This is a genomic window from Candidatus Hadarchaeales archaeon (genome assembly GCA_038736355.1).
GTDB lineage: Archaea > Hadarchaeota > Hadarchaeia > Hadarchaeales > WYZ-LMO6 > WYZ-LMO6.
In genome coordinates this window covers 346660-366396 of the sequence record JAVYML010000003.1, presented here as the reverse complement: position 1 = coordinate 366396, position 19737 = coordinate 346660, and the positions used below count along the sequence as shown (strand labels likewise).

22 protein-coding genes are annotated in these 19737 nt (G+C 57.1%); 9 read left to right on the top strand and 13 right to left on the bottom strand.

Annotation, left to right across the window (positions count from 1 at the left end; translation table 11 throughout):
* The 3 genes from QXG22_06850 to QXG22_06840 all read left to right on the top strand — a co-directional run.
* The coding region (locus QXG22_06850; GenBank protein ID MEM0359700.1) for an NADH-ubiquinone oxidoreductase-F iron-sulfur binding region domain-containing protein at positions 1-519 on the top strand (519 nt) is incomplete at its 5' end.
* The gene (locus QXG22_06845) at positions 516-1148 is read left to right on the top strand and encodes a 2Fe-2S iron-sulfur cluster-binding protein (GenBank protein ID MEM0359699.1); all 633 of its coding nucleotides are present in this window, start codon (positions 516-518) and stop codon (positions 1146-1148) included. The genes QXG22_06850 and QXG22_06845, both read left to right, overlap by 4 nt.
* 346 nt (positions 1149-1494) lie before the next feature.
* Positions 1495-3918, top strand: a complete 2424-nt coding sequence (locus QXG22_06840) for a DNA-directed DNA polymerase (protein ID MEM0359698.1) — start codon at positions 1495-1497, stop codon at positions 3916-3918.
* Here the strand turns inward: QXG22_06840 and QXG22_06835 are convergent.
* Genes QXG22_06835 through QXG22_06825 form a run of 3 tightly spaced genes read right to left on the bottom strand, consistent with a single transcriptional unit; the run spans position 3915 to position 5107 of the window.
* Positions 3915-4721 carry an Mrp/NBP35 family ATP-binding protein gene (locus QXG22_06835; GenBank protein MEM0359697.1) on the bottom strand — a complete coding sequence of 269 codons (807 nt, stop codon included), beginning with the start codon at positions 4719-4721 and terminating at the stop codon, positions 3915-3917. The genes QXG22_06840 and QXG22_06835 overlap by 4 nt on opposite strands.
* A 3-nt stretch (positions 4722-4724) precedes the next feature.
* Positions 4725-4886 carry a hypothetical protein gene (locus QXG22_06830; protein ID MEM0359696.1) on the bottom strand — a complete coding sequence of 54 codons (162 nt, stop codon included), beginning with the start codon at positions 4884-4886 and terminating at the stop codon, positions 4725-4727.
* A complete protein-coding gene (locus tag QXG22_06825; GenBank protein MEM0359695.1) occupies positions 4883-5107 on the bottom strand; it encodes a NifU family protein in 225 nt (74 codons plus the stop codon). The genes QXG22_06830 and QXG22_06825 overlap by 4 nt, the downstream gene beginning before the upstream one ends.
* Positions 5108-5244: 137 nt before the next feature.
* Between QXG22_06825 and QXG22_06820 the strand changes: the two genes are divergently transcribed.
* Positions 5245-6444 carry an acyl-CoA dehydrogenase family protein gene (locus QXG22_06820; GenBank protein MEM0359694.1) on the top strand — a complete coding sequence of 400 codons (1200 nt, stop codon included), beginning with the start codon at positions 5245-5247 and terminating at the stop codon, positions 6442-6444.
* A gap of 45 nt (positions 6445-6489) precedes the next feature.
* Complete coding sequence (locus tag QXG22_06815; GenBank protein MEM0359693.1) at positions 6490-7218, top strand: TatD family hydrolase; 729 nt, start codon at positions 6490-6492, stop codon at positions 7216-7218.
* Here the strand turns inward: QXG22_06815 and QXG22_06810 are convergent.
* A complete protein-coding gene (locus QXG22_06810) occupies positions 7211-8146 on the bottom strand; it encodes an AIR synthase-related protein (GenBank protein MEM0359692.1) in 936 nt (311 codons plus the stop codon). The two genes, QXG22_06815 and QXG22_06810, sit on opposite strands and share 8 nt — an antisense overlap.
* Positions 8147-8239: 93 nt before the next feature.
* On the opposite strand from QXG22_06810, the gene QXG22_06805 reads away from it, so the two are divergent.
* From QXG22_06805 to QXG22_06795, 3 genes are read left to right on the top strand one after another with little or no spacing between them, the layout of a single operon-like run.
* Complete coding sequence (locus tag QXG22_06805) at positions 8240-8587, top strand: hypothetical protein (GenBank protein MEM0359691.1); 348 nt, start codon at positions 8240-8242, stop codon at positions 8585-8587.
* 4 nt (positions 8588-8591) lie between these two features.
* Positions 8592-10064 (top strand): hypothetical protein, encoded by a 1473-nt coding sequence (locus QXG22_06800; protein MEM0359690.1) that lies wholly within the window; start codon positions 8592-8594, stop codon positions 10062-10064.
* A 29-nt stretch (positions 10065-10093) separates the two neighbouring features.
* Positions 10094-10801 (top strand): ATP/GTP-binding protein, encoded by a 708-nt coding sequence (locus QXG22_06795; GenBank protein MEM0359689.1) that lies wholly within the window; start codon positions 10094-10096, stop codon positions 10799-10801.
* Here the strand turns inward: QXG22_06795 and QXG22_06790 are convergent.
* The gene (locus QXG22_06790) at positions 10798-12057 is read right to left on the bottom strand and encodes an FAD-dependent oxidoreductase (GenBank protein ID MEM0359688.1); all 1260 of its coding nucleotides are present in this window, start codon (positions 12055-12057) and stop codon (positions 10798-10800) included. The genes QXG22_06795 and QXG22_06790 overlap by 4 nt on opposite strands.
* A gap of 38 nt (positions 12058-12095) precedes the next feature.
* Between QXG22_06790 and QXG22_06785 the strand changes: the two genes are divergently transcribed.
* Positions 12096-12488, top strand: coding sequence for a hypothetical protein (locus tag QXG22_06785; GenBank protein ID MEM0359687.1), 393 nt, complete (start codon positions 12096-12098; stop codon positions 12486-12488).
* Here QXG22_06785 and QXG22_06780 read toward each other — a convergent pair.
* From QXG22_06780 to QXG22_06745, 8 genes are read right to left on the bottom strand one after another with little or no spacing between them, the layout of a single operon-like run.
* Complete coding sequence (locus QXG22_06780; GenBank protein MEM0359686.1) at positions 12457-13572, bottom strand: acyl-CoA dehydrogenase family protein; 1116 nt, start codon at positions 13570-13572, stop codon at positions 12457-12459. The two genes, QXG22_06785 and QXG22_06780, sit on opposite strands and share 32 nt — an antisense overlap.
* Entirely contained in the window at positions 13539-15446 is a 1908-nt protein-coding gene (locus tag QXG22_06775) for an FAD-dependent oxidoreductase (GenBank protein ID MEM0359685.1), read from the bottom strand. The genes QXG22_06780 and QXG22_06775 overlap by 34 nt, the downstream gene beginning before the upstream one ends.
* Positions 15443-16138 carry a DUF2101 family protein gene (locus QXG22_06770; protein MEM0359684.1) on the bottom strand — a complete coding sequence of 232 codons (696 nt, stop codon included), beginning with the start codon at positions 16136-16138 and terminating at the stop codon, positions 15443-15445. Before QXG22_06770 ends, QXG22_06775 begins: the two co-directional genes overlap by 4 nt.
* Positions 16139-16140: 2 nt before the next feature.
* On the bottom strand, positions 16141-16512 hold the full coding sequence (locus QXG22_06765; protein MEM0359683.1) for a hypothetical protein: 372 nt from the start codon (positions 16510-16512) through the stop codon (positions 16141-16143).
* Complete coding sequence (locus tag QXG22_06760; GenBank protein ID MEM0359682.1) at positions 16494-17780, bottom strand: hypothetical protein; 1287 nt, start codon at positions 17778-17780, stop codon at positions 16494-16496. Before QXG22_06760 ends, QXG22_06765 begins: the two co-directional genes overlap by 19 nt.
* Complete coding sequence (locus tag QXG22_06755) at positions 17777-18943, bottom strand: hypothetical protein (GenBank protein MEM0359681.1); 1167 nt, start codon at positions 18941-18943, stop codon at positions 17777-17779. The genes QXG22_06760 and QXG22_06755 overlap by 4 nt, the downstream gene beginning before the upstream one ends.
* A complete protein-coding gene (locus QXG22_06750; GenBank protein MEM0359680.1) occupies positions 18940-19338 on the bottom strand; it encodes a hypothetical protein in 399 nt (132 codons plus the stop codon). Before QXG22_06750 ends, QXG22_06755 begins: the two co-directional genes overlap by 4 nt.
* Positions 19335-19736: a hypothetical protein gene (locus QXG22_06745; protein ID MEM0359679.1), complete on the bottom strand. Its 402-nt coding sequence runs from the start codon at positions 19734-19736 to the stop codon at positions 19335-19337. Before QXG22_06745 ends, QXG22_06750 begins: the two co-directional genes overlap by 4 nt.
* Between the last annotated feature and the right edge of the window lies 1 nt (position 19737).

The following is a 19737-nucleotide window of genomic DNA, read 5'->3' as shown; positions in this document are numbered from 1 at the left end:
TTCTTCATCCACTTCCTCCTGGAGGAATCCTGTGGGAAGTGCATTCCGTGCAGGGAGGGACTGAGGGTGCTGGACAGGATCCTCACGGACCTCTGCTTGGGTAAGGGGAAGGAGGAGGATCTGAAGATGATGGAGGAGGTCATGGAGCTGATGAGGAAAGCTTCCCTCTGTGCCTTGGGCACCACGGCCGTGAATCCCGTCCTCACGACCATGAGGTACTTCGGGGAGGAGTATGAGGCCCATCTGAAGGGAAGATGTCCTGCGAAGGTCTGCAGGTACCTGGTTACCTATTACATAGATCCGGAACTCTGTCAGGCATGTGGGCTCTGTCTCACCCGATGCCCGGTAGGGGCTATCAGGGGGGGCAAGGAGGAAGTACATGTGGTGGATCAAGGGAAGTGCACGAAGTGTGGCACTTGCTTTGAGGTTTGCACGTTTGGGGCCGTGAGGAAGCTTTCCGGGGAGCCCATTCCCCCGCCCCCATCTCCCGGTACAAAGCCTAGGAGGAGGGCAGGATGAAGGAGGTTACCCTAGAGGTGGATGGGAAGGTGGTGAGGGTTAGGGAAGGGAAGAGCCTCTTGGAAGCCGCCAGGGAAGCGGGAATAGAAATCCCCACGCTGTGTTGGGAGGAGGGACTGGATCCCTACGGGGGCTGCAGGATATGCAGTGTGGAGATAGAGAGGGAGGGGAGGAAGAGGATCGTGGCTTCCTGTGCTTATCCCGCGGAGGAGGGACTCAAGGTCAGGACCCAAACCCAGGAGCTGCGTTCCCTGAGGAAGAGTCTCCTCGAACTGGTTTTCCTGACCGGTCTCCCCCTCAGGGAAGGGAGCAAGTTCTGGAAGTTGGTGAAGGAATATGGTGCCGATCCCCTCAGGTTCACGGGCAGGGTGGGGAAGAAGGAAGAACAGTGCATTCTGTGTGGCCTCTGCGTGAGGACCTGCTTCTCGGTTACCCAGGATGGGGTGCTGACCTTCGTGGGGAGGGGGGTAAACCGTTCGGTGGCCCTTTTCCCGGACAAAACGGCGTACTGTAAGGTTTGTGGTTATTGCTCGAAGGTTTGTCCCACCGGGAAGATCCCACCCGAGGGTCCGATGGGAGTTTTCCCCTCGGCGTATGAGGTGGGTCATTCCTCAAAATCTTCCATATAATTGGGTTGGAGATATCTCTTGTTCTGGAATATCCCAATCTAGGTGAACAAGTCTTAAAAGAAAGCGAAAAAGAAAGAAGATTGGCGGGGACGGAAGCCCGCGAGAGGGGCAGAACCGGAGCCTACGGGCAACGGGGAGCCGCTGAAAAACCGGGGCGAAAAACCCGGGAAGGCAGCGGATAAGCACCGGGGAGTTCGGTGCGATGCACCTATCGCGGGAAAAAGACCCGGGACGCGAAAAAGGGGCGGGTCCCTGAAAGTGGTCGAGGTTCAGGGCCTGTCCAAGGAGTAGCGGACGGGTCGAAGTCCCCGCCACTTTTTTTTGTTTCCAGGGTCATCAGGGAGTGATGATCGTTGAGGGACTCCTCCTGGATGTGGACCAGGCGGAGGAGGGACTCCCCTTCGTAACCCTCTATCTCAAGCGTGGGGGAAGGGTGGAAGCGATTTTGGATCGGGCCTTCGAACCCTCCTTCTACCTCATCGCCGAGGATCCGCACAGGGCGGCCAGGATGATTTCGAAGGTGGAGGTTCAGGAGAAGGGGAGGATCATCAGGCCGAAGGGGGTGGAGGTGGTGAGGAGGAGGAAGCTGGGGAGGGAAATGGAGGTGGTGAGGGTGGTACTGGAAGGTCCAAGGGATCTCACCCCCCTCAGGCATGCCATTCGCGAGCTTCCCGGGGTGAAGGAGTTCTACGGCTTCGACCTCCCCCTCACGAGACAGTACCTCATCGAGAGGGGCCTGGTTCCCCTCGAGGGGGTTAGGGTGGAAGGGGAAGAAAGGGAAGGAACTTTGATCGCCACCCTTCCGCCGGAGCACAGGTCGGGCTTCCAGGAGGAACTGGAGATGATGAGCTTCGACATCGAGGTCTACAATCCAGGTGGCATTCCCAGATCGGACAGGGATCCGGTGATCATGGTGAGCCTGGCGGCTCCCGATGGTTTCAGGAAGGTCCTGACGTGGAAGGAGGTGGAGGGTGCACCCGACTTCGTGGAGGTTCTGGGGAGTGAGAGGGAGATGCTGGAGAGGTTCGTGGAGCTCGTGGGGGAAAGGGGGGTGGATCTGCTGTTGGGATACAACACCGACTTCTTCGACTTCCCCTATCTGAGGGAGAGGGCGAGGAGGCTGGGGGTGGAGCTGGGATTGGGGAGGGAGGGTGGGGGGGCAAAAACTAGGAGGAGGAAGTTCGCCACGGCCACCCGTTTGCCCGGAAGGGTACACGTGGATGTTTATGCCATGGTGAACTTTCTGGCCACCATAGGAGCCATCAGGCTCATCCACTACACGCTAGAGGACGTGTACAGGCACGTGCTGGGGAAGGAAAAACCGGACTTCGAGATGGGAGGAATAGCGAGGGCCTGGGAGAAGGGGGGAGAGGAACTGAAGCGTTTGCTCGAATATTCCCTTTCCGATGCCCAGGCCACCCTGGAGCTGGGTCAGGTCTTCCTTCCCCTCTTCCGCGAGCTGACGAAGCTCGTGGGACAAACCCTCTTCGACGTGACCAGGATGACGCCAGGACAGTTGGTGGAATGGTTGCTCGTGAGGGAGGCCTTTGGGTGGGGGGAGCTGGTCCCGCCCAGGCCGAAGCGTGAGGAGCTCGATGAGAGGATGGAGGAGACCTATGTGGGGGCCTATGTGATGGAACCCAAGCGCGGGCTCCACGAGAACCTGGTGGCCTTCGACTTCAGGTCCCTTTATCCCAGCATCATCGTCTCCCACAACATAGATCCCTCCACCCTGAACTGCGATTGCTGCGGACCGGAAGAGGCCACGGTGGTGCCGGAGCTGGGATACAGGTTCTGTAGGAAGAGGAAAGGTTTCGTCCCCTCCATCCTGGAGCGTCTGATAGAGAGGAGGGCAGAGCTCAAGAAAGAACTGAAGAGGCTGAAACCAGGGACTCCAGAATACTTGGAACTGGACAGCCGTCAGATGGCCCTCAAGATCGTCTCCAACTCCTTTTACGGGATGTTCGGTTACGCCGGAGCCAGGTGGTATTCGAAGGAATGTGCGGAGAGCATCACCAGCTTGGGGAGGCACTACATCCATCAGACCATAGCGAGGGCGGAGAGGGAGGGAATGGAGGTGGTTTATGCGGATACCGATGGGCTGTACTGTAAAATGGGGGAAAAGAGCAGGGGGGAGATCCTGAGGTTCTTGGAGGAGGTGAACAGAGAACTTCCCGGGGTGATGGAACTGGAACTGGAGGGTTTCTATCCGAGGGGAGTCTTCATCACCAAGAAGAGGTATGCCCTGATAGACGAGGAAGGGAGGCTCATTGTGAAGGGTTTGGAGTTCGTGCGCAGGGACTGGGCAGCCGTGGCCAAGCGCACCCAGCAGGAGGTGCTGGATGCCATCCTGAGGGAGGGATCACCCAAGAAGGCCGCGGAGGTCATCAAGAGGGTGGTGAGGGAGCTGCAGCAGGGGAGGGTGGATCTGCAGGACCTCGTGATCTATACCCAGCTGAAGATGCCCATAGAAAGCTATAGGGCGATAGGACCCCACGTGGTGGCGGCCAAGAAGCTCAGACAGAAGGGATACCCGGTGGAGCCGGGGGCCATGATAGCCTATGTGGAAGTGAAGGGTCCTGGAAGCATAAGCGACAGGGCGACACCCGTGGAGGACTTCGATCCGGAAAGGATGGAATACGACGCCAACTACTACATAGAGCATCAGGTCCTTCCGGCCGTGATGAGGATCATGGAGGTGCTGGGATACAGAGAGGAGGATTTGCGCTCACCGGGCGGAGAACAGACCAAATTGGGAAGGTTTTTCTAAATTTTCTTGAGGTCCAGTTCTTGTTCGAGTTTTCTGGTCAGTTCTAGGAAGGCCTTGGCTGCGGGGGCCTCGGGTCTCTTCAGGATGAAGGGCTCCCCCCGATCGGAATCCTCGGAGAGCTTGGGGTCAAGGGGGATTTCACCGAGAAAGGGTATTCCGAACTCTTCGGCCATCCTCCTTCCCCCACCCTCCCCGAAAATCCTTAGGGTCTCCCCGCATTTGGGGCAGGTGAATCCGCTCATGTTTTCTACCACCCCTAGAATTTTCACCCCCATTTTCTTGGAAAAACCGACCGCCCTTCCCACCACAAGGGTGGAGAGTTCGGAGGGGGAGGTGAGGAGAAGGACTCCATCCATCTCCGGGAGTTCCTGTATCACGGTCAGGGGTTCGTCCCCGGTCCCTGGTGGAAGGTCGATGAGAAGGAGGTCGAGCTCTCCCCACTCCACCTCCTCCAGCAGTTGCTTGATGGCAACGGTTTTTATTGGCCCCCTCCAGATGAGGGGGGTATCGTCGCTCGGGAGGAGGAAGTCGAGGGAGACCACCCTCACCCCAGCCGGACCCTCCACGGGAAAGATGCCCTCCATCCTCCTTCCCCTCATCCCCAAGAGCTTGGGAATACTTGGGCCGTGTAGGTCGGCATCCAGCACTCCTACCCTGTAGCCCTTCACCGAAAAGGCAAGGGCTAGGTTGGCGGTGAAGGTGCTCTTTCCCACCCCTCCCTTTCCGCTCAACACCGCTATCCTGCGTCCAATCCTAGACCTTTTTTCCTTGGAACGATCCTCAGTCCTGCTTTCCAAAACCACCCCTCATCTCACGGGAAATTCATGTCCGCAGCTGGGACATTTGATGCTCGAGCAGGAGGAGACGGAAAGGGTACAACCACGGCAGGCCGTTATCCTGGCATAGGACTTGCTGAACCTGAACCCGCACCTTGGGCAGATCAGTACTTCCTTGGATAAGCCCTTCAAGGAACGGCCACCACTCCCTTTATCTCCGGGATTTCCCTCCTCAGGGCCCTCTCCACACCCATCGCCAGCGTGAGGGCGGACATGGGACATCCCGCACACGCCCCAGTGAGCCTCACCTTCACCACCTTGTCTTCAGTAACCTCCACTAGCTCCACGTCTCCTCCATGGGCTTGGAGCTCGGGGCGCAGCTGGTTTAAGACTTCTTCAATCCTTCTCTTCACGTGAATTTCCTTCCCCCTTTCTCCTTATTTAACCTATCGAGTCGTTACCTACCGAGGATGGGTAGATAGGTCAAGCCGGATTGGGCAGGATGGGAAACCCATCGAAAATTTTTTAAAAAGAGGAGAGGAAAAAGAACGTGCCTTTGGATTTCGAGCTCACGGAGGAACAGAAACTCATACAGCAGACGGCGAGGGAGTTTGCCTTAAAGGAGATCAAGCCGAAGGCGAAGGAGTACGAGCAAAAACACGAATTTCCCTGGGAACTGTACAGGAAATGTGGTCAGCAGGGCTTTTTGGGGATGACCTGGCCCCAGGAGTATGGGGGGCAGGGTGTTTCCTTTTTGGATGCCATGCTGGTAACGTACGAAATCGTGAAGGCGGATCCTCCCGTGGGTGCGGCCACTCTGGCCGGGATCTTTGGGGCGGACATGATCGCGGAGTTTGGGACCCACGAGCAAAAGGCCAAGTGGTTGCCCAAGCTGGCGAGGGGTGAGATCACCTCCGCCGGATGCTTTACGGAGCCGGGGGGAGGGAGCGACATCGCCCGTACCCTCGATACGAGGGCTGAGAGGAGGGGGAATGAGTGGATCATCAACGGAACGAAGCAGTTCATCACCAACGGAACCACCGCTTCCGTTTTTGTGACGCTAGTCCAGACGGATACCAAGGTGGATAGGCCCTACAGGGGACAGACGGAGTTCGTGATAGAGAAGTCCGAGGCTATCGAGGCTAGGAAGTACGAGGACAAGATGGGTTGGCTGGCTTCCCCCACCTGTGAGGTGAGGTTCAACGATGTGAGGGCCACGGATGACGACATCCTCGGAGGTCCCTCAAACCTGAACAGGGGCTTTTACCTGGGGCTCATGTTCTTGGATGTCACGAGGGCAGCCGTCGGATGGCAGGGTCTGGCCACCGCGGACGCCGCCTTCGAAAGAGCCCTTTCCTACTGCGGTGAAAGGGAGGCCTTCGGGAGGAAGATAGGGGGCTTCCAGGGCTTGGCCTTTAGGCTGGTGGAGATGGCCACGCAGATCGAAATGCTGAGGGCCCACTGCTTCCGCACCGCCTGGCTGGTACAGAAGGCGAGGGAGAACCCTGCGGTCTACGGGGAGGAATCGGTGAAGATGGCTTCGATGGCGAAATGGTTCGGGGCAAGGACGGCGGTCCAGGCCTGCGATCTGGCCATGGATGTGTTGGCTGGATATGGGTACGTGGAAAGTGATATCGACCGCTGGTACAGGTTTGCGAAGTGTTTGGAAATCATCGAGGGCACGAAGGAGGTTCAGAAGAACGCCATTGCCAGGTTGATGTTGGGGAGGGAAATAACGAAGACCTTCTAGCGTAACTTTTTTCCCCTTCTTTCTTATCTCTTCCCGTTGAGGCTGGTGGATACCCACTCCCATCTGGACGAACTTCCGGAGCTGGAGCGCGAGCTGCAGGAGGCGAGGGAATGTGGAGTGGTGGCGGTAGTGGGGGTGGGCATGGAGAGGGAATCCAATGGAAAGATCCTGCAGTTGGCGAGGGAGCATAGGAACTTCGTCCTTCCGGCCATAGGTCTTCATCCCTGGTCCCTTCCAAGGGAACCGGAAAGGGAGCTGGAGTTCCTGAGGGAACATGTGGAAGGGGTGGTGGCTTTGGGAGAGGTGGGGATGGACCTGAAGATACCGAAGCCACCGGAACTCCAGCGCGCGGTGCTGAGGGAGGTGGTGAAGATAGCAGAGGAGTGGGAAAAGCCCCTCCTCCTCCATGCGAGGTGGGCTTGGAAGGAAGTGTTGGAGGAAGTGAGGGGAAAGGACCTCCCACCCTCCGTCTTTCACTGGTATTCCGGACCGGAGGAGCTCGTGGCCGAAATCTTGGACCAGGGTCACTACCTTTCCGTCACCCCCGCACTGGAGTACAGTCCACCCCATCGTTCCGCCCTCAAGGTTTGTCCGGTGGAGAGGATCCTTTTGGAGACGGACTCCCCGGTTAAGTACGGTGGGAAGGAGGCCAGGCCCAAGGACGTGGTGAGGAGTCTGAAGGCCCTCTCGGAGCTGAAGGGGATGGATGGGGAGGAGGTTGCCCGCCTCACCACGGAGAACGCCGAGAGGGTTTTTGGGGTGAGGTTCACCTGAAGCCGAAAACGGATTCCCTTGAGAGGTCCAGGAAGGTTCCCTCCTCTTCCCCGAGTCTCAGGATCACCTTCTTCTCCCGCAGGATCCTTCCCACCCTCTCCGCTTCCAACCCATGGGCCCTCAGGGTCTCAAGACATTCCTCCGGACGGCTGGAGGTGAGGAGATAGCAGGTGCTGGGATAGGTGAGGAGCCATTCCTCCAGCCCCACCCCCTTGGGAAGGGGGAGGCGATCGAGCTCCAGCACGGCCCCCACCCTGCTGTATTCACAGAGCATGGCGGCCGTGCCCACGATGCCTGGGGCACTCACATCCTTGGAGGAGGAGGCCAGTCCCCTCTCGGCTACTTTTACCATTCCCTCCACCTGCCTCAGGACCTCCTTTCTACTCCTCTTCCCCACCGAATCCAGAGCATTGAAGAGTTTCCCCCTTCTGAAGGTCCCTTCGAGATCCACGGCGAGCAGCAGGTCTTCCCCTACCCTTGCCGTGTTGCTCCTTAGCACCTTTTTGGCCAGCCCCACGCACATCCCGTCTATCGCATCGTAGGAAGTATCCGGGTGGGTATGCGCCTTTAGGAACTCCAAGTCGAACTTCCCCAGACCCTCCCTTATTCCCTCCGTTATCTCCTTTCTCACCCTTGCCGAGGAGGAGGAAAGGACGTAGAGAAAGCCTACGGGTTTGGCACCCTTCGAGACCACGTCTTGAACGTTGACCAGTACGGAGTAATAGCCCGCCAACTTGGGAAAGGTCTTCACCACTTCCTCCAGGATACCATCACAGGAGACCACCACGGTTCTTCCACCCACCTCCACGAAGCCGGCATCCTCCAGCGAACGGCTTCCCACGATTCCCATCAGTTCGAAGATGTAGGACTTCCTGAGGAGGGGTTTAAAGGTTTTCAACTTCTGGATGAGGGATCGAAGGGCGGGCATCCGAAACAATCCGTTTCCCTCCCCACGGATTTAACCTTATCGTGCCCATCAAGGTTAATACAAAGATTTCCAAAATTTTATGTGTCCCGACGGGTGAGAGCGGACTGGTACGAGAAAGTCAGGGATAAGTGGAATTCACGCAGGTTCGGGGAAAGGGGAGGCTTCAGGGGAAGAGCGTTGGTGGTTTTGGACGGAAGGGGTGTCCTGTTGGAGATGGAGGGATGGAAGATGGTCCGCTTGGCCCCACCCTCGGGTGAAGGAGTAGAGGTGGTTCTCTCCGGACCCCTCTCTCGCCTGAGGAGGATGAGGGGGGAGGAGGAACTCGTGTGGATGGTGGTCAACAGGGAGGTGAAGGTGAAGGGGAAGTTCAGGTTCTTTTCCAAGAATCTTCCCCTTTGGGCCAAACTCCTGCCTTTCCTCGCTTCAAACTTGAGGAGGTGAAAAGATGGAGAAGGTGGAGGAGAGGAGCAGGAGACAGGAGGAGGAATGGAGGAGATGGCTGGAGGAGAGCGGACTGGTGGAGATCTGGAAGAGGGTGAAGGGAGTGAGCCCCTTTCCCGGTAAGATACCAAGGAACCTGGAGATCTTCTTGGTGAGACCACCTTGGCTCCATCTCTTCAAGGGGCTGGGGATGAACGAGAGGATGTGGAGGAAGTTGAAGTACGAAAACTTCGTGGAGTGGTCTTACAGGGTAGACCAAGCGGTGGAGACCTCCGCTCGTCTGCTCAAGCATCCTCCTCGGAGGGAGGAACTCTACCACGTAGACAACCTCTGCTATCTGAGCCATCCCCCCGCCTATCTCTGCAGACCGGACATAGGGAAGAGCACCTGTGAGCTCCTCTACGGTAAATACGCCACCGTGGAGTATGTTCATGCGGACGATTTCACGGGTGAAGTATACTGGATCAATGGATACCACAACGAGGATGGTATCCCCATACACAGGTGGACGGTGGGAGTTTCCAGTGAGCTCTCCTCCCTCTTCGATGGAGAGGACGAGGAGGCCTTTCTCACCTCCTCTCCCACGAGGACCACGGCTTCGAACAAAAGGGAACTGGAGGAGAACCTCAACCTCAGACACCAGACCCTCGGCATCAGGTTGAAGGAGGTTCCCAGGCATTATTGGGATACGTACGATTGGGGCATGATCCTGAGGGGGGAGCTGGAGAGGATGAAGGCCCGCTACCTTCCCCAGTATCCCCACTCCACCCTTTACCTTTCCTGTGTTTCAGCCTACATCAGCATGATAGCCCAGAACGCCCTCACCAGCACCGAGTTCTTCCTTTGGGTTTATTATGGTCTGAACACGAGGGCCCTAGGGGTCAAATACAACCTCTTTTCCCAAGTCCCTGCCCCTCCCCTCTTCCGGACCCTCCTCAACCTTCCCCAAGAGACCTTCGTGAAGCGCATGGTTCAGCTCTTCCTTGGAGGATACGATGCCTTTCACAAGTATGCCTGTAGCAAGAAGAAGGTCCCCCACCTCTTCAGGATCAAGAAATTCTTCTTCGAGAAGGGCCCCTTCTATCCCCATTCCAAGGGACTGGTTCCCCCCTTCGTCATGGCGAGGGTCATTCCCCCTTCCTTGGAACCCATCAACCTCAGGCAATATTTGGAGACTCCTCCCAACAAGGAGTTCCTTGAGGTACTGGAGAGTGAGGCGGGTTTGAACAGGGAGACGGGGGAATTGCTTCCCTTGGAGGAAACCTCCAGGCATCACTTCATCCTAGATCCCTCCGTGGAGCTCCTCAGACCTTCCGACTTTCCCCCGATGGACTGGAATAAGGGACAGATTTGGCCCTTCGACCTGACGAGGGAAAAACTGGAGATAATGGTGGAGGAAGGTTACGACGGCTCGGGGAAGAATGTGGAGTACTACAGCAGGCTGGCCGATAGGAAGATGGGAAAGAAGGTGGACTAGGCTTGCCCTATCCTCTCAACCTAGCGGTGTTGGGGACCGCGGGTTCGGGTAAGACCACCCTCACACATGCCTTTGGGAGGTGGATGAAGAGGAGGGGAATGAAGGTGGCCTTCCTGAATCTCGATCCCGGCTGCGAGAGGCTCCCCTTCAGACCCTCTTTCGACCTGCGCAGGTACTTCACCCTTTCCGGTTTGATGAAAGAATATGGGCTGGGGCCCAACGGGGCCATGGTGAAGGCCTCCTCCCTTCTCGAGAGGAGGGCCAAGGGCTTCGCCGAGGAGATAAGGAAGGTGAAGGCCGAGGTGAGGCTGTTGGACACTCCGGGTCAGCTTGAGGTCTTTCTCTTCCACGGCGGGAGAAAGCTCCTTTCCCTCCTCGATGGGACCAGCCTCTCCCTCTTCCTCTTCGATGCCTCCCTCCTCGGGGATCCAGCTGGCCTCACCCTGGCAAGGCTCCTCAACCTCTCCGTTCAACTCAGGCTGGGGGTTCCCACCCTTTGCGTGGTGAACAAAGTGGACCTGCTCGAGGGTGGATGGGAGGGTCTGGAGGAAGGTCTGCCGAAGCTGGAGGGGATGCCTGGGGTGGAGGCGGAGTTGGCTGGAAGACTCGTCACCCTCCTTCGCGAGTTCCTTCCACCCAGCAGGGTGGTGGGGGTGAGCGCGAAAAGGGGAGAGGGAATGGAGAGACTCTACGATCTGGTCCACGAGGTCTTCTGCGCCTGCGGTGATTTGACCTAGAGGAGGGCTCCACCCTTCCTCAGCTCTTCCCTGAGTTCCTCCACGGGGAGTTGGGGGGCGGGAAGTCCTTGAAGGGCGGAAAGGGCGGCAGCCGTCCCGCAAGCTTGCCCCGTGGCCATCGAAGGTGCAATGACCCTTGTGGAGGCTTGGGCCACGGAAGAGGTGGAGAGACACCTCCCACCGACGAGTAGGTTGTCCACTTCCTGCGGGAGGCAGCAGCGATAGGGGATTTCGTACCAGTTGTCACCTTCTAGGGTCCTGAGTTCCGTGGTCTTGAGACCGGGGAGATGGCGTTCGATGGGCCAGGCGCACCTCGCGATGGCGTCTTGAAACTTCGCACCGGAGAGAACCTCTTCCTCCGTTAACACGTATCTTCCCTTCACCCTCCTAGTCTCCCTTATCCCCACGTGGAAGGCTATTTCGGAGAGGTAAGCGTTTTCGAAACCGGGAATTCTCTCCTTCAGGAACCTGAAGCATTCCTTTACCTGTCTCCTACCTTCGAGCTCTGCCTTCGTGAGGGAAAAAACATCCGTTCCGTCCACGGCTACCCTGGAGAAGCCCACCACGAGATTTCCTTCGCGGGGGAGGGGGATGAGGTTCCCGTCTTCCCTGGGCAGGTCATACTCTCCAGAGGCTATGGCTTCTTTCATCCTTTCCCTCAGTTCTCCCGAAAGGAGGAGGGGAATCACTTCCTCCATGCGCACGTTCGAAACCCTGAACATCATGGACCCTGCCTGTAGGGTTTCCGCCTTTTCCACGGGCACCTTGGAGAGATAACAAACATCGGCATCCCCCGTAGCATCCACATAGACCTTCCCCTCAAGCTCTAGGGGACCGGATTTGGTGCAGACTTTCACCGAGGCTATCCTGCTCCCTTCCCTCTTCACCCCCACCACGGTGGAGTGGAGGAGGAGTTCCACTCCCTCCTTCAACACCATTTCGTCTAGCACCAGCCTGAGGATGGGGGGATCGTAGAGCAGGACCACCATGGCCCCCGCTCTCACCGGACCCATCACCGCCTCCCTCGAGGAAAGGAGCTCCACCATTTCCCACGCTATTCCCCTTACCACCTGTACCTGTTCTGGACCGGAAGTGTAGAAACCGCAGAGGGAACCGTAGAGACCGGAAGTGGCAGTACCCCCCAAAAAACCATACCTCTCCACGAGGAGGACCTTCGCCCCGAGTCGTTTGGCGGCTAGGGCGGCGGAGACCCCGGCCGGTCCCCCGCCAAGCACCACCACATCCCTCCGCTCCATCCCCTTCCTTTAAAAGAGGAAAAGAAAAATTAGTAGGTATGGCTTTCTGGATGGATCCCTTCTTGCTCTTCCTCTGTGGTTTGGCGGTGGCCTTGGTGAGGAAGAAACTCTTCTTCAACAGCCGTCTTTTCACCCCCCTCCTTTTCGTTCTGGTAATCTTCCTCTTCTGGGTAGTTTCCATCGGGATGTTTTGCAACCTGAACTTTTTGGAATGGGCTTGGAAGGGATGCGGGGCCCAGAGCGGAACGGAGTGGATGATCAACGGTGGTATCTTCTCCTTGGTATCTCCCGGCTCCTCCTTCCAAACCCTCTCCTCGGGGGGTATGTTCCTCAGTATCTTCATGTTCGTTCTCTATCCCCTCTACCTTTGGTTGGGGATCGGAGTCGGGGAGAAGCTCTTCAAGACACCCCTCGAGTCCCGCTCTTCCTGAGGAACCTTTCCACCTCCTCCAGCCCTTCCGAAAGAAAGCGAGAAGGTGTGAACTTTTGGGCTGAAAAGGGTGGAAAACGGGGATGGAGGAGGGAAAAGGACTGGAAGCGTTCCACCCCGTAATCCTCCAGGTGGCCCCAAGTTCCCTCGTGGAGCATGGCCGCCTCTTCCGCTGCCATCACCGCCGTTCTTCCGGCCTTCCATTCGGCCATGGTGGCGAGCACTTGGTCACATTTTCCCTCATCCACGGAAAGAGCAGCCCGATAAACCAGCCATCTCGAGGCCTCTATTTCCGTCTTTATTTCGGCCAACTTGCGCAGGGTTTGGGAGTAATCCCAAGCCGGCTTGCCCAATCCCTCCCTTTCTTCCAGATACCGAAGGGCCCTCTCCAAGGCACCTTCCGCAGTTCCCAGCGCCTGTCCCGACCTCTCTATCCTATGGAGGGTGAGGAAGTCCCTTATCATGGTGGGGGCCTGGCCCTTCTCCCCTATCACCTCCCCCATCTCTCCCTCCAAGAGGAGCTTCCTTCCCCTCAGTTTACCTTCGGTTTCGACCAGCACCAGAGAAGGTTCTCCGCCCAACCATCCAGCCACCACGAGATATTCGGGGGGAGGACTTGAAGGGAGTTCCACCTCTCCCTCCATCCTCTCCCCGCAAGCCTTGAACATCCTTCCCTCCTCTATTCCCACCACCCCCATCCTGGCCCTTCCCCCCGCTAGGGGAGGCAGATACCTTTCCCTCTGTTCCCTCGTCCCAAACCTTATCAGGAGGTCGCTCCCCAGGGTGGCTGAAGCTAGGGCCTCCCCGAGCCTCGGGTTCACCCTGCAGAACTCCTCTTGGATGAGGATGCTCGCCAGCATGCTCACCCCTGCCCCACCGTATTCCTCCGGGATTCTCGGCCCTACCAGTTTGGCTGCGCACGCCTTTCTCCATAGCTCGAAGGGGAAGGTCCCCTCTTCCACTCCCGCCTTCAGCTCAGGAAACTCCTTGGAGGCGAAGTCCCTCGCCAGCTTTCTTATCAATTCTTCCTCCTCCTTGAGTTCGAAGTCCATTATCCCCATTCCTCCCAAAGGTGATCCGCACATCTCGTGGCGAAGGCCATGATGGAGATCTGGGGGTTCACCTTCACGCACTCGGGGAAGATACTGGCGTCGGCCACATAGAGGTTCTCCAGATCGTGGCATTTCCCATAGGAGTCAACCACCCCCTGCTTGGGATCCGGACCCATCCTACAGGTACCCTGGGGATGGTAGGCGGACCAGATGAAGTCGGCGCTCTTGGCTCTGAGCCTCTCCAGTTCTTCCAGGTCCTTGGGTCCCCTCACCCAAGGCATCCTAGCTATTCCCGTGCAAACCTTCTCGGCACCACCTTCCAGCAAGATTCTACAGGCTTCGATGGTTCCTTCCAGTGCCGCCCCAACATCCCTCTTCCCCAGTCTGTAGAAAACCAGCGCCTCCATTCCAAGTTTCGGAAGACCGTACGGAAAGGGGAAAAGAGGAAGAACCCTTCCCACGGAATCGGAATCGTTCACCATCACCCCTATGGAACTCACCTTCCTCCATTCCCCCATCACCTTCATCAGTTCCCTTCCCCAGAAGGGTGTGGAGAGAGCCCCTATTCCGGGTGGGACGGTGGTTGACTCGAGCACGAATCCCCTCTCCCTGAAATCTATTCCATAGGACTGGGAAACGGTTCTCCATCCATAGAGGGCCTCGGGGAAAAAACCTGCCACGAGGACACAGGGATGGATCCTCAGGTTCTGTCCCACCATTCCACTCGAGTTGGCAATTCTGTTGGCCAAAAGGAGCACGGGGGTATAGAGGGCACCGGCTGCCAGCACATAAACTTGGGCCCTCACGATGAACCTCCCCACTCTTTCTCCCTTCCTGTTGTAGATGACTCCCCCTGCCTTCACCACCCTTCCATCCCTTACTTCGAGCTGTTGGAGTTCAAAGCCGGTATAGATCTTGGCACCCGCCAGGGTGGCGAGGGGCAGGTAGGTCAGACGCATGTCCTGCTTGGCATCTATGGGACATCCGTATTGGCAAACCCCCGTGGCATCGCATCCCCTCGCGTTCTTCTCGAGAGGCATGCCCCTGTATCCCAGTTTCCTCGCACCCTCGGCCACCTTCGCATGGGCTTCCCCCATCAGTTCCAAGGAGACAGGATGGACGGAGAGGATCTTCTCCACCCTCTCGAAATAGGGTCTCATCTCCGCCGGGGAGAGACCCTCCAGTCCCCACTCCGTCCACCTTTCGAGCAGTTCGTCGGGGGTCCTGAAACAGGTGCTGGAGTTGATCACGGTGGTTCCGCCCAAGCAGTTTCCCACCGGAAGGAGGATGGGAGGGCCGGAAAGGGGAGGGAGGGGAAAGGCGAAGAGGGAGCCGGAGTTGCGGTAGAGCATGGGGATCATCTCCCTCGGTTCCCCCGTGAATTCCCCCGCTCCATGTTCGAAACCCCTCTCGACCACCACCACCCTCAGGCCCTTCTCCGCCAGTTCCTTGGCCACCACTGCTCCACCCGCTCCCGACCCCACCACGAGGACATCACACTCTATCTCCACCGTTCCCGCCCTCTTCTCGAACTCCAAAAGGTTCTCCTTCACCAGGGAAGGACAGGGAACCCTGGGTTTTCCCTTCTCCACCACCGTTCCAAGAACCTCTTTCACCTGGGGTCTGGAGGTGTAGGGAAGTACGGTCATCGTCTTGAGCAGGGAGAGGAGGGTGCGGAAGAGGGAGGAACGGTGGTTGAGCTCCGTGAGGAAGGAGGGGGGAAGTCTCTCCAAGAGAAGGCCGAGGAGGCCCAGGACCCTCCACAGGACTTCTAGGAAGGGGAAGGGGAGCCAGCGGAAGACTTCTTCCGTAAATTTCTTCACCTCTTCCTCCGCCCCTACTTCCTCGGGCGACTTCAGTTCTCCATGACCTGGCAGGAGGAAGCGGAGGAGGGGAAGGAGGCTCATGCCCTTTCCCTCCCCATCACCACCCTCGGGACGGAACCCCTCATCCCGAGGAGGTCCCTTTCCACGCCCACCTTTACCCTTTCCCCCCTCCTAACGGTAACCAAGCTTTCCACCAAGTAAAGGCCGGGTTTCACGTTGCTCCTGAGATCGTATCCCACCCTCACCAGGACCTTCCCACCCCTTACCCCTTCCACCCTCCCGTAAGTAAAATCCCTTCCATACTTCCAGCGGTGAAGGGAATAGGAGAGGAGGAAGAGGAGGATCAAACCCAGGGGAAGGAAAAGGGAGGAGGAATCCGTGAGGGGACGGGGAGGCAGGAGGCGGAGGAGGAGGAGAAGCCAGGCGAAGGAGAGAACGAGGAGGGTGAAGGAAAGGTAAGCGGGATAGTCTTCCCGGAAGGCCCTCTTGAGTTGGGTGAGGGAGAGATGGAGGAGGTAAAGGGTAAGGAAGATCATGAAGAAGAGGAGGGGGATATGGGAGAGGAGGAGGTAAAGCACGGAGAAGAGGAAGAGGAGGATGAGGGAGAGCTGAAGCTTGAGCATGACGTATTCTGGCCAGCCGGCATGTCTTTTCTCGAAGAAGTCTTTCAAGAAACCCGGAATTTCCTTTTTCTTGGTCTTCTTCCTCGGACGGAGTCTCGGAAGTCTTGGATAGAGCACGGCTTCTCCCACCTTTCTGAAGAATTTCCTCATCCCTATCCCTCCAGTTGCCAGCAGGAAGAGTATTTCGCCGTCCCCCCAGGATCCCTCACTTCCAACCTCACGAGAGAATTCTCCAGGTTGAGGCTGACGAGGAGCCCCGTGTATCTCTCGTAGGTCCTGGCTATTCCCCCCAGGATCGTGTTGTCCAGCTGCATGCGGTAGAGATGCATCTGACGTATCAAGTTCTCCGCATCCCTACCCGTGAACCAAACCTTATCCGCTATGGCTTTGGTGGAGAGTCCCTCCTCCCCCCTTTCCATCACCACCAGCATGCAGGAGGCCAAAAGAAAGGAGGGGAGCATCAGGAGGAGGGCCATCCCAGTGAGCACGAATCCCCTTTCTTCCCTCATTTTCTCTCCCTCCACACATAGAGCACGATGGGTTGCAGTTCGGCTTTTTGTCTGGAGGCCCACTCTATGGCCCTTTGAACGAGCACGATCCATCTCTGGGCCTCCACGTGGTCGAAGCTGTAGTCGAAGGAGCTCTGGGCCATCCTGACGTTGAAGAGGACGGTCCTCTCCATGAACCTAAAGGTAATTCCTCCAAACCAAGGTACTCCCAAGTTTACCACGGCTTCCCTCACCAACAGGCCGGGCCAGGTGAGGTTTTCGTTTTCCCAGTTCTCCCATCTTCCCAGTGTTCTCAGCCAAGGGTTGAGGAACCAAGAGGTGGAGTAGACGTATTGGTAGTAATCGTCACCCTGGTAAGGAACGTCTTGGAAGGGCAAACCGGTGGTTACGTAATGGGTGCGGTCTACCAGTTCCATCGTGCGTTGGGAGGGGGAATATTCCGATCCTATCACCCTTTGGATGCCCGGATCGGAGGAGAAGGGGTTGGGGGAGATTCCGAATATCAGCAGGAACTCCCCGTAAGGACTTAACCAAATGGGTATGTCTAAGAATCTCCTCCAAGGGTCCCTCCGGTTGGACCAGAGGGTATCCCCTCCCGCCACCACCCCTCCCCCTACCTCCCTACCCCCCACGATGAGCTTGAACATGTTGTAATCCACCAGTTTGCGGAGGGTCTCATCACTCCAATACACACTCACGTCGGGAAGGAAAACCACGTCGGGATACCAGTTGGGTTCTATTTTGTTTTCCAAGTAGGCCACAAAGGTGTTTTCGTTACTGACTACCCTGTAGGTCCATCCAGGTTTGACCACTTGGGAGGCGAACCAAAGGTCTTGGGGATCATCCGCCCATATCAGAACGTCCAGGTTTTCCACCGTATGTATGAACTCGCAGGTGAGGTGTAGGGCCAAGGCCCTTTCTCTCGTATTTTCCCATCTTTCCCTCCAGTTCTCCCCGTTATCTTTGTAGACTTCCAACAGGAGGTTTTCCCCCGTTCCTATCACGTATCTGAAGTTCACGGTCGAGGGAAGGAGGAGGAGCAGGTTCTCCCTCACCGCTCTGGCAGCCTCGGCGTACTGGAGGTTGTTCAGGCTGTCGATCACGTATCTTGTTATTCCCCTTCCATCCATCACGCTCAGAGTGTCCTGTGCATACCTCTCCAACTTCAAGTAACCATGTCCCGGTCCCTCAACCTCCAAATGGGCCAAGCCCGCCACGGCGATCATCATCACCACCGTCGCCAGGCACGCATCCAGGCTGAAGATGAAACCACCATCCTTCATCTCCAAATCCTCACCTCTAGGATACCGGAAAGAAGGGTTCCAGCCTGTATACACAATTCTTGGGGAGAACAACGGGGAACGGCCACTATCGCCACATCCACGTATTCGGCCGGGTTCCCGGTCACCTTCAAGATCAGATAATTGTTTGGATTTCCACCGTTTTCGGTTTCGGTGAGGGGTACCTTCGAATAGTCCTGTCCATGGGATCTGATGGCAAAGAGGGTATCCCACGGAAAGTGGTAATCAGGATTTCCGCTGGAGCGGTTGACCCAAACGTCTGTGACGGGCTTGTTGGGGGAACTAGGTGAGAGCACCACATACCAGTCGAAAAAGTCCAACTCCCCGGGTCGGACGAGGAAGGGCAGAGTGTAGGGATCTGGCCTGGCATGATGTCTGCGGTTCTCCACCGCGTTTCTCAATTCTCCCGCAGGAAGGACGAGGAAGCGCTTGGCCACTGTTACTTCCACCGAGTTCTCTGCCCCGGGTTTTCCTCCCAGGTCCCATCCCGGCCAAAAGTCCCAGATCACCCCTTCACACCAAACCCCAACCGTCTTTCCGTCCGACACCACCTCCACCGTGAGGGGATAGAGGGAGACCACCATCGAGAAGGTTTTCCCTTGCGCCACCTGTTCTTTCACCAGGTTGTTTTTCTCCAACCTTACCCTAACCCTGAGCTGGGCTCCCAAGTTCTCCAGTCTCGAATAAACCTTTACCCCTTGGATGATAGTATTGAGCGTGGAGTTCAAGCCTGCCACTTTGGCCCTCAGGAGGAGTTGCCTGTAAAGGACCCTTACCTCGAAGTTCTGACCTCCGAAGAATCTTTCCACCGCCTTTATTTCTGGTCTCGAAGAGGTCCAGTTCTCCCACCTGCACAGTTCCCTCAAGTATACCAGCTTCCTTAGGTTGAGGAGGTTGGGTTTATCGGCCAATCCGGGCACCTGGAGGGAGGAGGGTTGATCTTCCCAGTTCTCGGGGAGGCCCTTCGTCTTCACCAGAGCTTCCACGGCATCGTTAGCCATCCTCTCCAGAGAGTATCGGGAGATTTCTTCCCGAGCCCTTGTTTGTACGTGTTCCATTACCAATCCGGAATAGCCCAAGAGCAAGGCGGTGAGGGAGAGGGCGAGGAACATGTCCAACGTCAGAACTTGTCCCCTTTCCTTCATCTCCCCACCACTTCTACCGAGACCTCCACGTCGTAGGTTCCCCTCGAGGTTCGAAGGGGCTGGGTGAGGGAGGGAAAAACTCCCCCCACGGCCTTCCACATGAAACCTAGGGCATCCCTCCTCACTTCTTCCTTCACCAAGTTCTCCGGACAATTCATCCCCCAAACCATCACCGAGATCTTCACCGTTCCCCTCACCATCTTCACCTCCCTGATCCTACCGGTACCCCCGTATTCCCATTGAAGCCTCGAGAGGGCGTTTTCGGTCCCATCCCTAGCGGAGGCCAGGATGAGCTGGGTCTCATTCGTTCCTTCCCCCAGATAGAGGAGGGAGGAGAGGATCAAGAGGATGGTGGCGAAAAGCACCAGTGCCTCCAGGCTTACTTGTCCCTTCACGAACTCACCACGCTTATCCGATTCTCCCTCCAGTAGATTTTCAGGGGTCTCTCCAAGTTTTCGGGTGTGAGGAGAAAGGCCTCTACGTTGTTACACACCGTTCCCACCGTCAGACTCTTCCCACCCTTCTTCACCACTACCCTTCCCGTGGAGGGATCGAAGCTCAGGGTGAAGGAGGATCTCGCCTGAAGCATGAGTTTGAGCTCCAACCCAGCTCCGTTGGAGTAGACGGTGTTGATGGCTCCCGCCAGCTCTTCCCCAGCCATCCTCATCTCCAGTTCCTCTATTCCTTCCCTAGCACCCTCCATCCTCGCCTGGTAAACGTGGAGGAAGGAGGAACACACGATCATCAGGAGGGTCAGGGCGAAAATGGCATCAAGGGAGAAAAAACCCCTCATC

Excerpts from the sequence above, each read along its gene's own strand:
- QXG22_06845 (MEM0359699.1), top strand. The coding sequence starts at position 516 with ATGAAGGAGGTTACCCTAGAGGTGGATGGGAAGGTGGTGAGGGTTAGG.
- QXG22_06840 (MEM0359698.1), top strand. The coding sequence starts at position 1,495 with ATGATCGTTGAGGGACTCCTCCTGGATGTGGACCAGGCGGAGGAGGGA.
- QXG22_06810 (MEM0359692.1), bottom strand. The coding sequence starts at position 8,146 with ATGCCCGCCCTTCGATCCCTCATCCAGAAGTTGAAAACCTTTAAACCC.
- QXG22_06800 (MEM0359690.1), top strand. The coding sequence starts at position 8,592 with ATGGAGAAGGTGGAGGAGAGGAGCAGGAGACAGGAGGAGGAATGGAGG.
- QXG22_06790 (MEM0359688.1), bottom strand. The coding sequence starts at position 12,057 with ATGGAGCGGAGGGATGTGGTGGTGCTTGGCGGGGGACCGGCCGGGGTC.
- QXG22_06785 (MEM0359687.1), top strand. The coding sequence starts at position 12,096 with ATGGCTTTCTGGATGGATCCCTTCTTGCTCTTCCTCTGTGGTTTGGCG.
- QXG22_06780 (MEM0359686.1), bottom strand. The coding sequence starts at position 13,572 with ATGTGCGGATCACCTTTGGGAGGAATGGGGATAATGGACTTCGAACTC.
- QXG22_06775 (MEM0359685.1), bottom strand. The coding sequence starts at position 15,446 with ATGAGCCTCCTTCCCCTCCTCCGCTTCCTCCTGCCAGGTCATGGAGAA.
- QXG22_06770 (MEM0359684.1), bottom strand. The coding sequence starts at position 16,138 with ATGAGGAAATTCTTCAGAAAGGTGGGAGAAGCCGTGCTCTATCCAAGA.
- QXG22_06760 (MEM0359682.1), bottom strand. The coding sequence starts at position 17,780 with ATGAAGGATGGTGGTTTCATCTTCAGCCTGGATGCGTGCCTGGCGACG.
- QXG22_06755 (MEM0359681.1), bottom strand. The coding sequence starts at position 18,943 with ATGAAGGAAAGGGGACAAGTTCTGACGTTGGACATGTTCCTCGCCCTC.
- QXG22_06745 (MEM0359679.1), bottom strand. The coding sequence starts at position 19,736 with ATGAGGGGTTTTTTCTCCCTTGATGCCATTTTCGCCCTGACCCTCCTG.